The 13340-nt window shown below is 63.5% G+C and carries 14 protein-coding genes; 9 read left to right on the top strand and 5 right to left on the bottom strand.

Going from position 1 to position 13340, the window contains the following annotated elements; genetic code table 11:
* The first annotated feature begins 2 nt into the window (after positions 1–2).
* From ugpE to AB4Z53_RS04300, 6 genes are all read left to right on the top strand, one after another.
* Positions 3–845 (top strand): sn-glycerol-3-phosphate ABC transporter permease UgpE, encoded by an 843-nt coding sequence (gene ugpE, locus AB4Z53_RS04325; RefSeq protein ID WP_441594883.1) that lies wholly within the window; start codon positions 3–5, stop codon positions 843–845.
* 67 nt (positions 846–912) lie between these two features.
* Positions 913–2025: a sn-glycerol-3-phosphate import ATP-binding protein UgpC gene (locus AB4Z53_RS04320; RefSeq protein ID WP_441594881.1), complete on the top strand. Its 1113-nt coding sequence runs from the start codon at positions 913–915 to the stop codon at positions 2023–2025.
* Positions 2022–3011, top strand: a complete 990-nt coding sequence (locus tag AB4Z53_RS04315; protein ID WP_441594879.1) for an endonuclease/exonuclease/phosphatase family protein — start codon at positions 2022–2024, stop codon at positions 3009–3011. Before AB4Z53_RS04320 ends, AB4Z53_RS04315 begins: the two co-directional genes overlap by 4 nt.
* Positions 3012–3157: 146 nt before the next feature.
* Positions 3158–4105, top strand: coding sequence for a glutathione synthase (gene gshB / locus AB4Z53_RS04310; protein WP_441594877.1), 948 nt, complete (start codon positions 3158–3160; stop codon positions 4103–4105).
* Positions 4106–4322: 217 nt separating this feature from the next.
* Positions 4323–5855, top strand: coding sequence for a YifB family Mg chelatase-like AAA ATPase (locus tag AB4Z53_RS04305; protein ID WP_441594875.1), 1533 nt, complete (start codon positions 4323–4325; stop codon positions 5853–5855).
* Between the two features lie 243 nt (positions 5856–6098).
* Positions 6099–6587, top strand: a complete 489-nt coding sequence (locus AB4Z53_RS04300; RefSeq protein ID WP_441594873.1) for an SRPBCC domain-containing protein — start codon at positions 6099–6101, stop codon at positions 6585–6587.
* A 77-nt stretch (positions 6588–6664) separates the two neighbouring features.
* Here AB4Z53_RS04300 and cysK read toward each other — a convergent pair whose 3' ends face one another.
* Positions 6665–7633, bottom strand: a complete 969-nt coding sequence (gene cysK, locus AB4Z53_RS04295) for a cysteine synthase A (protein WP_291150234.1) — start codon at positions 7631–7633, stop codon at positions 6665–6667.
* Positions 7634–7871: 238 nt separating this feature from the next.
* Positions 7872–8489, bottom strand: coding sequence for a LysE family translocator (locus tag AB4Z53_RS04290; RefSeq protein WP_441594870.1), 618 nt, complete (start codon positions 8487–8489; stop codon positions 7872–7874).
* A 174-nt stretch (positions 8490–8663) separates the two neighbouring features.
* Here AB4Z53_RS04290 and AB4Z53_RS04285 point away from each other — a divergent pair, with 174 nt between their 5' ends.
* A complete protein-coding gene (locus tag AB4Z53_RS04285) occupies positions 8664–9296 on the top strand; it encodes a LysE family translocator (RefSeq protein ID WP_441594868.1) in 633 nt (210 codons plus the stop codon).
* 39 nt (positions 9297–9335) lie between these two features.
* Here the strand turns inward: AB4Z53_RS04285 and AB4Z53_RS04280 are convergent, their stop codons facing one another.
* The gene (locus AB4Z53_RS04280) at positions 9336–9641 is read right to left on the bottom strand and encodes an NIPSNAP family protein (RefSeq protein ID WP_113536693.1); all 306 of its coding nucleotides are present in this window, start codon (positions 9639–9641) and stop codon (positions 9336–9338) included.
* A complete protein-coding gene (locus AB4Z53_RS04275) occupies positions 9638–10552 on the bottom strand; it encodes a DMT family transporter (protein WP_291150238.1) in 915 nt (304 codons plus the stop codon). The genes AB4Z53_RS04280 and AB4Z53_RS04275 overlap by 4 nt, the downstream gene beginning before the upstream one ends.
* Positions 10553–10682: 130 nt before the next feature.
* Between AB4Z53_RS04275 and AB4Z53_RS04270 the strand changes: the two genes are divergently transcribed.
* Complete coding sequence (locus AB4Z53_RS04270; RefSeq protein ID WP_113536691.1) at positions 10683–11120, top strand: Lrp/AsnC family transcriptional regulator; 438 nt, start codon at positions 10683–10685, stop codon at positions 11118–11120.
* A gap of 13 nt (positions 11121–11133) precedes the next feature.
* On the opposite strand, the gene dut is transcribed toward AB4Z53_RS04270, so the two are convergent.
* Complete coding sequence (gene dut / locus AB4Z53_RS04265; RefSeq protein ID WP_441594866.1) at positions 11134–11607, bottom strand: dUTP diphosphatase; 474 nt, start codon at positions 11605–11607, stop codon at positions 11134–11136.
* Positions 11608–11698: 91 nt separating this feature from the next.
* On the opposite strand from dut, the gene AB4Z53_RS04260 reads away from it, so the two are divergent.
* Positions 11699–13282, top strand: coding sequence for a peptide chain release factor 3 (locus tag AB4Z53_RS04260; protein ID WP_441594864.1), 1584 nt, complete (start codon positions 11699–11701; stop codon positions 13280–13282).
* The last annotated feature ends 58 nt before the right edge of the window (positions 13283–13340 follow it).

Here is a 13340-nt window from a genome sequence, read left to right as displayed (position 1 = left end):
CGATGTATCGCACCAAGATTTTCGACCACATCATCCTGCTCTTCGGCGTCTTCATCATGGTGGCGCCGGTTGTCGTCGCCTTCATGACCTCGACGCACGAGGCGGCCGATATCCACCGCAACGGCCTGAGCCTCACCTGGGGCGGCCATTTCGTCGAGACCTATCAGACCGTGCTGACGCGTCAGGGCGGCTTCACCGGCAAGATCACCGGCTTCAACATGATGCTGAACTCGATGATCCTCGGGCTTGGCTTCGCCGTCGGCAAGATCGTGCTCTCCATGCTCGCGGCCTATGCGCTGGTCTACTTCCGCTTTCCGCTGGCGACGTTCTTCTTCTGGGTGATCTTCACGACGCTGCTCCTGCCGCTCGAAGTGCGCATCCTTCCCTCCTACGAAGTGATGAACACGCTGAGGCTGACGAACACCTATACCGGCTTGATCGTGCCGCTGCTGGCGTCTGCGACCGGCACCTTCTATTTCCGGCAGTTCTTCAAGTCGGTGCCGGACGAGTTGCTGGAGGCGGCGCGCATCGATGGCGCCGGGCCGTTCAAGTTCTTCATCGACGTGTTGGTGCCGCTCTCGCGCACCATGATGGCAGCGATCTTCATCATCATGTTCGTCTACGGCTGGAACCAGTATCTCTGGCCCACGTTGATGACCACCGACGAAGGCTTCTTCACCCTGGTGCGCGGCATCAAGCAGATCCTTCTCGTCTGGGTCGGCTCGAACATTCCTGACTATAACGAGGCCTTTGCGCTGGCGATCCTCGCCATGCTGCCGCCTGTGATGATCGTGGTGATCTTCCAGCGCTGGTTCATCAAGGGCCTGACCGAAAGCGACAAGTAAGCGGAGCGGCGGCGGGACAAAAGGTCCCGCCCGCTTCTGAAACGACACCAAATTTACGGAGGCAGCCATGGCGGCCATTACCATCGCCGAGGTCTCGAAGATCTATCACGGCAATGTCGAGGCGGTGAAATCCGTCTCGATCGACATCGAGGACGGCGAATTCATCGTGCTGGTCGGCCCGTCCGGCTGCGGCAAGTCCACGCTCCTGCGCATGGTCGCTGGCCTTGAAACGATCTCCAAGGGCACGGTCACGATCGGCTCGCGCGTGATCAACGACGTCGATCCGGCCGAGCGCGATATCGCCATGGTCTTCCAGAACTACGCGCTCTATCCGCACATGACTGTTTACGACAACCTCGCCTACGGCCTGAAGAACCGGAAGACCCCGAAGGCCGAGATCGACGCCCGTGTCGCCGAAGCCGCACGCATGCTGGAGATTGAGCCCTATCTTTCCCGTAAACCCCGCGCGCTCTCCGGCGGCCAGCGCCAGCGTGTCGCCATGGGCCGCGCCATCGTACGCAAGCCGGCGGCCTTCCTGTTCGACGAGCCGCTCTCCAATCTCGATGCCAAGCTGCGTGTCTCGATGCGCGGCGAAATCAAGCGCCTGCAGAAGCGCCTCGGCACGACCTCGCTCTACGTCACCCACGACCAGCTCGAGGCGATGACGCTCGCCGACCGGCTGGTGGTTCTGAATGGCGGCCGCATCGAGCAGATCGGCCGGCCGCTCGACGTCTACCACCGTCCGGCCTCGACCTTCGTTGCGAGCTTCATCGGTTCGCCGGCGATGAACCTCGTCAAGGGACACATCGAAGGCGGCAGCCTGCAGATCGGCCTCCACCGGATAGACCTCGCCGGCCGCGCGCCGGTGGAGGGCGCTGTGACCGTTGGCCTGCGCGCTGAGGATCTCCGGCTTGCCGGTGTCGGCGAAGACGCGATGCTGCTCCAGGTCGACTATGTCGAGGAACTGGGCGCCCAGCGGCTCGTGCATGGCACCGTCGAGGGCCAGGCCCTCACCATCGCGCTGTCGCCGGAAACGCCGCTGTCGGGCGATCTCGCTGTAACCATCGCCGTCGACCGCCTGCATTTCTTCTCGCCGGAGACTGGCAAGCGGCTGGAGCGCGGCACGTCGTTTGCGGGCGAAGCCTCGGCGCAGACCCTTCGTCTGGAGACCGCATCGTGATCTTTGAAATCGTAGAGCAGCTAGCCGTTCCCTCGCTCGAACTGCGCGAGGGATTTGCGTCGATCGTGCGCACCATTGCGGCCCATGACGCCGCCATGGGCGCACGCCCGGAGATGAACAGCATCGAGGTCGGCGGCACGCCTTCGTCGGATACGCCGCTCGCCTTTCCGTTCACCGTTGCTGCCTGGAACCTGGAACGCTGCCTGTTCCCGGCGGAAAGTGCCGCGCATCTGGCCGCAACGAATGCTCCGGTCGTCCTGCTTTCGGAAATGGACAACGGCATGGCCCGTACCGGCCAGCGTCATCCGACCGCCGAAGTCGCCGATACGCTCGGCATGCAATACGCCTATGGCATCGAGTTCATCGAGCTTGGCCTCGGCTCCGACACCGAGCGCGAATTCTGCGAGGACGATTTCAACGCCAAAGGGTTTCACGGCAATGCGCTGATGGCATCGATGCCGCTCGGCCGTCCGTTCCTGTTACGCCTGTGGGGCGAACGCCTCTGGTTCACCGATGGCGAGCAGCCGCGCCTTGGCGAGCGCTTTGCGATCGGCGCCGTCATCGAGACCGAGGCGGGGTCCTTCGTCGCCGTCGCCACTCATCTCGAAAGCGCAACGACCGCCGTCTATCGCGAGCGCCAGGTCAAGGAATTGATCGATGCCCTCGACGAGACTTTCCCGGGCCTGCCGGTGCTGATCGGCGGCGATCTCAACACCGGCAACCACGCCGGCGGCGACTTCGAGGCCGAAGGCCTCTTTGCCGTCAGTGCCGCACGCGGCTTTACCCGCCACGGCGGCTCGCTCGACATCATGACCACGCGTCCGAGCCTCATCACCCGCTGGCCGGAGCGGGCGATGAAGCTCGACTGGTTCCTGTCGCGCGGTTTGAAGATCGGCGAGACCCGCGTCGTCCCCTCGCTCGATGAAACCGGTCGTCCGCTTTCGGACCACGATCTCATCACCTGCGCCATTGAGGGCTTTGAATAGGCTCGCCTCTCCTTGCCTAAGGCGCGCCCGCATTCTACATGTCGAGGGCTTTGCCAGTGCGGCAGAGGGCAGCGGTTTTCCGTCCTCTTCCGTTCCGGCGGTTTGAAATCGATCACGGCTATCCGTGATCCATGAGGGATGGGTAGATGGCGAAAATCGTCAATGTCGGGGTCCAGATGGACCATGTCTCGGGCATCAACATCGCGGGGGATTCCACCTTCGCCATGAGCCTCGAGGCACAGTCGCGCGGCTATCGTCTCTTCCACTATACGCCTGAGAAACTGTCGCTGCGCGACGGCAAGGTCTATGCGAGCGCGCAGCAGATGACGCTGCGCGACGTCAAGGGCGATCACTTCACGCTTGGCGAAGCCGAGCGCGTCGATCTTTCGACGATGGACGTCATCCTGCTCCGCCAGGATCCGCCCTTCGACATGGCCTACATCACCTCGACGCATCTTCTCGAGCGCCTGCATCCGAAGACGCTGGTCGTCAATGATCCGGCCTGGGTGCGCAATTCGCCGGAGAAGATCTTCGTCACCGAATTTGCCGACCTGATGCCGAAGACGCTGATCACCCGCGACCCCGCCGAAATCGCCAGCTTCCGCCAGGAGATGGGCGACATCATCCTGAAGCCGCTCTACGGCAATGGCGGCGCCGGCGTTTTCCATTCGACGCGCGACGATCGCAACCTCTCTTCTCTTCTGGAAATGTTCGGCCAGATGTTCCGCGAGCCCTTCATCGCCCAGGAATACCTGCCGGCGGTGCGCAAGGGCGACAAGCGCATCCTGCTCGTCGACGGCGAGCCGGTCGGCGCCATCAACCGCGTTCCGGCCGAGCATGACGCCCGCTCCAACATGCATGCCGGCGGCCGCCCGGAGCCGACCGAACTGACGGCGCGCGAAAAGGAAATCTGCGAACGCATCGCTCCGGCGCTGAAGGCCCGCGGCTTCCTCTTCGTCGGCATCGACGTCATCGGCGACTACATGACCGAGATCAACGTGACCTCGCCGACCGGCATTCGCGAAGTCAAGAAGTTCGGCGGCGCCGATGTCGCCAGCCTTCTCTGGGATGCGATCGAGCGCAAGCGCGCCTGATCGGCGCTAGCGGATAGACTACTCCGGTCGACGAAGCGTGCTGCGGGCCTTCGCCCGCGGCCGTTTGCCGGAACTGCACCTTTGTCGGTGCGTCCGCCTCCTTTCGAATGTTCTGTAATTGTTCTTGTTTTTGTGCGTTATCCGTGCAAGGCTTCTGTCTGCAACTCTGGGCGGTTGCGGCGCCCGATAGCCGGGCTGCCTGGGCGAGGGGGCAAGCATGGTCGCGCGCGTCAGCACGGTGGCATTTCAGGGTATCGAGGGACTGCCTGTTGACGTGCAGGTGATGGTCGCGCCGGGCAAGGTCGGCATGCAGATCGTCGGCCTGCCGGACAAGGCCGTCGCCGAAAGCCGCGAGCGGGTACAGGCCGCGTTGCATGCCTCCGGTCTCGCCCTGCCGGCTAAGCGGGTCACCGTCAATCTCGCGCCCGCCGACCTGCCGAAGGAAGGCAGCCATTTCGACCTCGCCATCGCACTCGGGCTGATGGCAGCCCTCGGCGCCATCCCCGGCGATGCACTGGCGCCATACGTTGTGATCGGCGAACTCAATCTCGATGGCACCATTGCCGCAGTTGCCGGTGCGCTTCCTGCGGCAATCGGCGCCAATGCGCTCGGCAAAGGGCTGATCTGCCCGGCCGAAAGCGGACCCGAGGCGGCCTGGGCCGGGGCCGAGATCGATATCCTGGCGCCGCGCAGCCTGATCGCCATCGCCAACCATTTCCGCGGCACGCAGGTGCTTTCGCGGCCGGAGGCCGCAATCCGCTCGGGCGCATCTAACCTGCCCGACCTCGCCGATATCAAGGGCCAGGAGAGCGCCAAGCGCGCGCTTGAGGTGGCCGCTGCCGGCAACCACAATCTCTTGATGGTTGGCCCGCCCGGATCAGGCAAGTCGATGCTCGCCGCCCGCCTGCCGTCGATCCTGCCGCCGCTCAATCCGGCCGAGCTTCTCGAAGTCTCGATGATCCATTCGATCGCCGGGCAACTGCCGGGCGGCAAGCTGTCGGACCGGCGGCCGTTCCGCACGCCGCACCACTCCGCGACCATGGCGGCCATGGTCGGTGGTGGCTTGCGCGCCAAGCCCGGCGAGGCCTCGCTCGCCCATAACGGCGTGCTGTTCCTCGACGAGTTTCCGGAATTCTCGCCGCAGGTGCTCGACGCGCTGCGCCAGCCGCTCGAGACTGCCGAATGCATCATCGCCCGCGCCAATCACCGGGTGAGCTATCCCGCCGCGATCCAGCTCGTTGCCGCCATGAATCCCTGCCGCTGCGGGATGGCCGGCGAGCCCGGCCGCAGCTGCGCCCGCGGGCCGCGCTGCATGTCCGACTATCAGGCGCGTATCTCCGGTCCGCTGATGGACCGCATCGATATCCGCATCGACGTGCCGGCCGTCAGCGCCGCCGATCTGCTGAAGCCGGCGGCGGCCGAAATCAGTGAGGTCGTTGCGCGTCGTGTCGCTCGCGCCCGTGCCATGCAGATCGACCGCTTTGCCGTCCTCGGCCGCGCGGACCTGACCAGCAATGCCCGCGCGTCGACCTCGCTGATCGAGAAGATCGCAGCACCCGACGCGGCGGGGCTGCAGCTTCTGCGGGATGCGGCCGAAAAGATGAAATTCTCCGCCCGAGGTTACCATCGCGTGCTGAAGGTCGCCCGCACCCTCGCCGATCTCGACGGTGCCGCAACGGTCGGCCGTATTCATCTTGCCGAAGCGATTTCCTATCGGATCGCCGGCGAGCGGCTGCAGGCGGCGGCATAGCGATCGCCCCAGTGCGGCAATCGATCCATGTTTTCTTGTTTTGAGGTTCCGACACTATGTTCTCCCCCAGGCATAGCCGCTGCTCGAAACGCTTGGACGCGCTGATCAGTCTTGTGATGGACGGGTCTTTCCCGGGTCAGCGCCGCGCTTGTCGATCTCGCGCGATGCGGATGAGGTGTATCTCACCGCCGCCGCAAACTCCGGTACAATCATCCTTGAATTAGCCGACAGGGAGTGAACCGGATGACGGATGCATCAGACGGCAGAAGAACCGATCGCGCCGAACGTCTGATCAAGGCGCCGCCATCAGTCATCTATGCCGCGCTCATCGATCCCGTTGCCGTTGCGGTCTGGTTGCCGCCCGAAGGCATGAAGGGGCAGGTGCGTACTTTTGAGCCCCATGTCGGCGGCCTCTTCCGCATGGAACTGATCTACGAGGCGCCGGACGACAGGACGCAGGGCAAGAGCTCGGAGGACACCGACATTGTTTCTGGCCGCTTCGTCGCGTTGGAGCAGGATCGGTGCGTGGTGCAGGAGTCCGAGTTTCAATCCGACGATCCGGCCCTTGCCGGGACGATGCGGATCACCTGGGCGCTGGAGCCGCTGGCAGATGGCACCCACGTCAGCGTCACCTGCGAGAACGTGCCGGAGGGGATTTCCAAGGAGGATCACGACGCCGGCCTTCGCTCGACGCTCGCCAATCTCGCTGGCTTCACCGAGCAGGCTGGCTGAAGCGGGGCTGCCGGCCGCAAGGCAGAACGAAAAAAGGGCGCCCTCGGCGCCCTTACGGAACGTTGGAGAGCAGTGGACTAACCACCCAGACCCTCGAACAGCACCGTCGAGAGATAGCGCTCGGCAAAGGATGGGATGATGACGACGATGGTCTTGCCGGCATTTTCCTCGCGCTGGCCGACCTCGATCGCGGCGGTCAGTGCTGCGCCTGCAGAAATACCGACCGGCACGCCTTCAAGTCTTGCGACGAGGCGGGCGGCCTCGATCGCTTCAGTGCTGTTGACCGTGACGATCTCGTCATAGACCGTGGTGTCGAGGATCGCAGGGGCGAAGCCCGCGCCGATGCCCTGGATCTTGTGCGGCCCGGGATTGCCGCCGGAAAGCACGGGAGATTCCTCCGGCTCGACGGCGATGACCTTGATCGACGGCTTGCGCGCCTTCAGCACCTGGCCGGCGCCGGTAATCGTGCCGCCTGTGCCGATGCCGGACACGAAGATGTCGACAGCACCGTCGGTGTCGTTCCAGATTTCCTCTGCCGTCGTCCTGCGGTGAATTTCCGGATTGGCCGGGTTTTCGAACTGTTGCGGAATAATCGCGTCCGGCAACGTCTCGACCAGTTCCTGCGCCTTGGCGATCGCGCCCTTCATGCCCTTCGCGCCTTCAGTCAGCACCAGTTCGGCGCCGAACAGAGCCAGCATCTTGCGCCGCTCGACTGACATGGTCTCCGGCATGGTGAGGATCAGCTTGTAGCCCTTGGCGGCGGCGACGAAGGCGAGCGCGATGCCGGTATTGCCCGAGGTCGGCTCGATCAGCGTCGTGCGGCCGGGTGTAATCTTGCCTTGCGCTTCCAGGCTCTCGATCATCGCCACGCCGATGCGGTCCTTGACCGAGGCGATCGGGTTGAAGAATTCGAGCTTGGCGAGCAGGTTCGCCTTGACACCCTTTTCCTTGGCAAGCTTGTCCAGTCGCACGATGGGCGTGTCGCCGATCGTTTCCGTGATCGAGGAATAGACGCGGCCGCGGCCGGGCTTGCGTGTGTCGGACATCGGTTTCTCCCTTGGGCGTGAACTCTTGGCCTAAAGCATGTCGCACAAAAGTGTGCAGCGGTTCTGTGATAACGACATGCGAAAAACCATAAACTTGAAGCGCGGCGAGCGGATCTGAAGATCGCGACGCGCTTTAAGAATAGGAACAATGGCCGCGCAATTCCAGAACGGCAAACACGGAGCGACGATCCGCCGAAGGAAAAACCACCGGCGAAGTCGTTGTTCGGGAAAAGTTTTTTCAGCTCGCGCGGACGGCGATGTAGGCGGCCGTTCCGGCGAGCACGCTGGCGGCAACGCGGTTCAGCGCCTTCAGTGCCTTGGGTTGCTTGAGCAGAAGGCGTGCGCGTGCGGCGAGCAACATGTAGGGAACGAGCACTGTCAGGAGCACAAGGAAGGTTGCGGTCAGCAGCAGGCCGTAGTCGCGCGGGCCGATCGCCGCGATGTCGATCAGCGTCGGCACCAGCGCCACATAAAACAGCATCGTCTTCGGGTTTCCGAGCGTGACGAGCAGGCCGGAGAGGAAGGACATCGCCGCATTCGTCGAGGGCTTCGCCTTGATATCCTCGGGCAGCAGCCCCGCGGTCCAGAGCTTCCAGGCGATATAGCCGAGATAGAGGACGCCGGCGAGTTTTACCACCAGGAAGAGGGTGGTGAAGGTCTGGGCGATCAGCGCCAGCCCGAGCACGACCGCCGTCAGGTAGATCATGTCGCCGAGGATGACGCCGAGACCCATGAAGAAGGTTTCGCGAAAGCCGGAGCCGAGAGCGCGCGCAACGAGCGCCGTCACGCCGGGGCCTGGGATGGCTGCAGCGATGAAGAGCGCGCCGCTATAGGCGATAAGGGCCGCGAGCGTCATGGGACTTCCTTCCGATGGTGATGCCGGTTTCTAGCGCAAACGGCGCGAAAAGGGAAATCAAGGAGTGACGACCAATGGCACGCGGCGACAAAATTGATCCGGTGACAAGTCTCGCATTGTCCGCTGGCGCCGGATCGGTAGAGCTTGCAGAAAACGAGCGAAAGGCGCCTCTCCATGCCCGAGTTGAAAGACATGATCGGCTTTGCCCTGCTTGCTCTCGGCATGGTGCTGACGCCGGGGCCAAACATGATCTACCTGATCTCGCGATCGATCAGTCAGGGGCCGGGTGCCGGCTTGATCTCGCTCGGTGGCGTGGCGCTCGGTTTCGTCGTCTACATGGTCTCGGCCGCGCTCGGTATCACCGCACTCCTGTTGGCGGTGCCCTTCGCCTATGACGCCCTTCGGATCGCCGGYGTCGGCTATCTGCTCTATCTCGCCTGGCAGGCTGTGCGGCCCGGTGGGCGTTCGCCTTTTCAGATCAAGCATTTGCCGAAGGATGGGCCGAAGAAGCTGTTCGCCATGGGGTTTCTGACGAGCCTGCTCAATCCCAAGGTGGCGGTGCTCTACCTCTCGCTGCTGCCCCAATTCATCCGGCCTGAGCTTGGCAACGTGCTTGGCCAGTCGCTGGTCTTCGGCTCGATCCAGATCATGACCAGCGTCACCGTCAACGCGATGATTGCGCTTGCGGCCAGCGGCATCGCCGCCTTCCTCGCCGGTCGGCCACTGTTCATGGTGGTGCAGCGCTGGGCGATGGGGACGGCGCTGTTCGGCTTTGCGCTGAGCATGGCGTCGGAGGCACGGCGCTAACGCGCGCTTGCCGATGCCTCTCTCAAGCCCGGAGCTGGCTTACTCGAAAACCGGCCGCATGAAGCTGCGCTCGTAGCTGACGATGCAGCGCGTCTTTTCGGCATAGGCGAAGGCTTCCTGGCATTCCGGATCCGCAGCCATCTCCTTGCGGTAGGTCTCGTAGGCGGCAAGGCTCGGAAAGCTGAACAGCGCGAGCGCGATGTTGTTCGCCCCTTCATGCGGCAGGAAGTAGCCGTGATGCGTGCCGCCGAGGCGGTTGACCAGCGGTATCCAGAGCTTGGCATAGTGCTCGAACTCGGCCGCTTTATATGGGTCGATGACGTATTTCAGGTAGCAGGTGATCATGCAGTTCTCCCTTCGCGCTTACGCTTGATAAAAGAGGGCAGGCGAAGTTGCCAGCCGAGATTCATGCCCGCGGCGGCAATCAGGATCGCAATCGAGCCGAGGATCTGGATCGGCTGCAACTGGTGGCCGAAGGCAATGCGGTCGACGACGATCGCAGCGATCGGATAGATGAAGGAAAGCGCTCCGGTCATATGCGTCGGCAGTCGCTGGATCGCGCCGTAGAGCAGCACATACATCAGCCCGGTGTGGATGACGCCGACGGTGACGAGGATCGACCATTGCGCCCCTCCGGACGGGGCAGGGGCCGCAAGCGCCATCGGCGCCAGCATCAGGGTGCCGGTGATCACCTGGATCAGTGCGATCAGATGCGGCGGCGTGCCCTTGAGCAGCTTCGTCGCAATCGCCGCGATCGCATAGAAGAAGGCGGCGCCGATCGAAAGGGCGACGCCGATCAGATAGCTCTCCGGCGCGAAACCTTGGCCGGGCTTGGCCGCGATGATCGCGAGCATGCCGGCAAAGGAGACCGAGAGCCAGAAGATCTTGGTGGTGGTGATCCTCTCGCCGAGAAACAGCGCGCCGAGCCCCAGGAGCATGAAGGGCTGGGTATTGTAGACCATGGTCGCGATCGAGATCGAGGCATGGGAATAGGCGGCAAAGAGCAGCAGCCAGTTGACGACGATCGCGATGCCTCCAAGGACGGAAAGCAGCAGCATCCGCCGGCTGAAGTGGCGACGGTCGAGCAGCCCAAGCGCCCAGGCGATGGCAAAGAGCGTCACCGCCCCGAAGACGCAGCGCCAGAACACGACGCTCGTTACCGGCTGTCCGGACAGCAGCACGAACCAGCCGATGGTCCCGGAGATCAGCATTGCTGCCGTCATCTCGATGCTGCCGCGTTTGAGTTCGGTGTTCATGATGCTGCTCCATGTTGATGATCGGAGAATAGCTGGAGCCTGCCGCCTTTCCCATGGATGTAAGAAGGCAATTGTGCTAGATTGCCTAATTATCGAAGTTCTGTTTGCTGTTGTGACTTATGGTGCCGTGATGTTGGACGAGATTGACCGACGAATCCTCGACATTCTTGCCGCCAATGCACGGGTGTCGCTGAAGGAGCTGGCGCAGGAGTCCGGGCTATCCTCGCCGAGTGCCGCGGATCGCCTGCGCAAGCTGGAAGAGCGCGGCATTCTCGATGGCTTTACCATTGCGCTTAATCCGGTGAAGGTCGGCTATCCCCTGCAGGCGGTCATCCGCGTGCGGCCGATGCCGGGCATGCTGCACATTGTCGAGCGGCTGATCCAGGACACGCCCGAGATCGTCGAATGCGACAAGGTCACCGGCGACGATTGCTTCATCGCCAAGCTCTTCGTGCGCGACATGGCGCAGCTCGACACGATCCTCGACCGCATTGCCGAGAAGGCGCAGACCAACACCTCGATCGTCAAGTCGTCGCCGGTCAAGCGCCGCCTGCCGCCGCTGGTTTAATGGGAAGTCCGGCTTAAACGCCGGTCGAGCCGAAGCCGCCGGCGCCGCGTGCCGTCTCGCTGGCCCCGTCTGCCTCGCGGACCGCAACCTGGGTCACGGGCGCGATCACCATCTGGGCAATGCGCATGCCGCGCTCGATGAGGAAATCCTCGTCGCCGAGATTGACGAGCAGCACCTTCACTTCGCCGCGATAGTCGCTGTCGATGGTGCCTGGCGTGTTGAGGCAGGTGATGCCGTGTTTGAAGGCAAGGCCCGAGCGCGGGCGGATCTGCGCTTCGTAGCCAGCGGGGACTTCGAAAATGAAACCTGACGGCACCAGGGCGCGCTTGCCCGGGGTGAGCATGAGCGGCCGGTCTGCGGGAACGGCGGCCCGCAAATCCATGCCGGCGGCGCCTGCGGTCTCGTAGGCCGGAAGCTCCAGGCCTTCGCCGTGCGGCAGGCGAACGAGGTTGAGGGTCGGGCGGGATACGGAAGGGTGCGTGCTCATGCCCGCATAAGCCGGGCCGCGGGCGCCGCGGTCAATTGCATAATCAGGGCCGAGCCTGTAAAGGACGCGGCAACTCACAGGATTTTACGACATGGCTGAAACTCTCGCCGAGGCGGTCTCCCGCCGCCGCACATTTGCGATCATTGCGCACCCGGACGCCGGTAAGACCACGCTCACGGAAAAGTTGCTGCTGTTCGGCGGTGCTATCCAGCTCGCCGGTGAGGTCAAGGCCAAGAAGGATCGCATTCAGACCCGCTCGGACTGGATGAAGATCGAGCGTGAGCGCGGCATCTCGGTCGTCACCTCGGTGATGACCTTCGAATATGGCGGCAACGTCTTCAACATTCTCGATACGCCCGGTCACGAAGACTTCGCCGACGATACCTACCGCACCCTGACGGCGGTGGATGCGGCCGTCATGGTCATCGACGCCGCCAAGGGTATCGAGCCGCGCACGCTGAAGCTCTTCGAAGTCTGCCGCATGCGCGACATTCCGATCATTACCTTCGTCAACAAGATGGACCGCGAAAGCCGCGATCCCTTCGAGATTCTGGACGAGGTCGAGGAAAAGCTGGCGCTCGACTGCGCGCCTGTGACCTGGCCGATCGGCCGCTCGAAGACCTTCTGCGGCTCCTATCACCTGGCCGACAACACGGTGCGCGGCTCTGACACGCAGGAAATCCCGACCAAGGTCAACGGTCCGGAAATGGCCTCCCATCGCCTGCCGGAAAACGAGCGCGGTGCCTTTACCGAAGAACTGATGCTGGCGATCGAGGCTTGCAAGCCCTTCGACAAGAAGGCCTTCCTCGAAGGCCATTTGACACCGGTGTTCTTTGGCTCGGCACTGCGCAACTTCGGTGTGCGCGACCTCATCAACGCGCTCGGCGACATCGCGCCGCCGCCGCGCGACCAGGTCGCGGATATTCGCACGGTGCACGCCACCGATGACAAGATGACGGCCTTTGTCTTCAAGATCCAGGCCAACATGGACCCGAACCATCGCGACCGTATCGCCTTTGCCCGCGTCTGCTCCGGCAAGCTCGAGCGCGGCATGAAGGCGCGGCTGTCGCGCACCGGCAAGCAGCTGGGCCTCAGCGCCCCGCAATTCTTCTTCGCCTCGCAGCGCCAGCTCGCCGACACCGCTTACGCCGGCGACGTCGTCGGCATCCCGAACCACGGTACGCTCCGCATCGGCGACACGCTGACCGAGGGTGAGCCGCTGGTGTTCCAGGGTGTGCCGAACTTCTCGCCTGAAATCCTGCGCCGCGTGCGCTTGGAAGACGCGATGAAGGCGAAGAAGCTGAAGGAAGCGCTGCAGCAGATGGCCGAAGAGGGCGTCGTGCAGCTGTTCTCGCCGGAAGACGGCTCGCCGGCAATCGTCGGCGTCGTCGGCGCTCTGCAGCTCGACGTGTTGAAGGAGCGCCTGCAGGCAGAATACGGCCTGCCGGTATCCTTCGAAATGTCGCGCTTCTCGGTCTGCCGCTGGATTTCCTCCGACCAGCCTGCCGAACTCGACAAGTTCGTCACGGCCCGTCGTGGCGACATCGCCCGCGATCTCGATGGCGACCCGGTGTTTCTCGCACAGGACAGCTTCTCGCTGCGTTACGAGGCGGAGCGCTATCCGGCGATCAAGATGGTTGCGATCAAGGAATATCACGTCGCCAAGGCGGCCTGATCGATTTCGCTCCGGCCGGTGCCCAAGGGCGCCGGCCAGCACCTCGGCGCCGATGCGT

It is taken from the genome of Ensifer sp. 2TAB8 (genome assembly GCF_052115125.1).
Taxonomy (GTDB): Bacteria; Pseudomonadota; Alphaproteobacteria; order Rhizobiales; family Rhizobiaceae; genus Ensifer.
Note: the sequence above shows the minus strand (reverse complement) of the source record. Positions and strands in the feature narration are given on the sequence as shown.

Coding starts and splice junctions, on each gene's coding strand:
- ugpE (WP_441594883.1), top strand. CDS start 3: ATGTATCGCACCAAGATTTTCGACCACATCATCCTGCTCTTCGGCGTC.
- AB4Z53_RS04320 (WP_441594881.1), top strand. CDS start 913: ATGGCGGCCATTACCATCGCCGAGGTCTCGAAGATCTATCACGGCAAT.
- gshB (WP_441594877.1), top strand. CDS start 3,158: ATGGCGAAAATCGTCAATGTCGGGGTCCAGATGGACCATGTCTCGGGC.
- AB4Z53_RS04305 (WP_441594875.1), top strand. CDS start 4,323: ATGGTCGCGCGCGTCAGCACGGTGGCATTTCAGGGTATCGAGGGACTG.
- AB4Z53_RS04300 (WP_441594873.1), top strand. CDS start 6,099: ATGACGGATGCATCAGACGGCAGAAGAACCGATCGCGCCGAACGTCTG.
- cysK (WP_291150234.1), bottom strand. CDS start 7,633: ATGTCCGACACACGCAAGCCCGGCCGCGGCCGCGTCTATTCCTCGATC.
- AB4Z53_RS04290 (WP_441594870.1), bottom strand. CDS start 8,489: ATGACGCTCGCGGCCCTTATCGCCTATAGCGGCGCGCTCTTCATCGCT.
- AB4Z53_RS04280 (WP_113536693.1), bottom strand. CDS start 9,641: ATGATCACCTGCTACCTGAAATACGTCATCGACCCATATAAAGCGGCC.
- AB4Z53_RS04275 (WP_291150238.1), bottom strand. CDS start 10,552: ATGAACACCGAACTCAAACGCGGCAGCATCGAGATGACGGCAGCAATG.
- AB4Z53_RS04270 (WP_113536691.1), top strand. CDS start 10,683: ATGTTGGACGAGATTGACCGACGAATCCTCGACATTCTTGCCGCCAAT.
- dut (WP_441594866.1), bottom strand. CDS start 11,607: ATGAGCACGCACCCTTCCGTATCCCGCCCGACCCTCAACCTCGTTCGC.
- AB4Z53_RS04260 (WP_441594864.1), top strand. CDS start 11,699: ATGGCTGAAACTCTCGCCGAGGCGGTCTCCCGCCGCCGCACATTTGCG.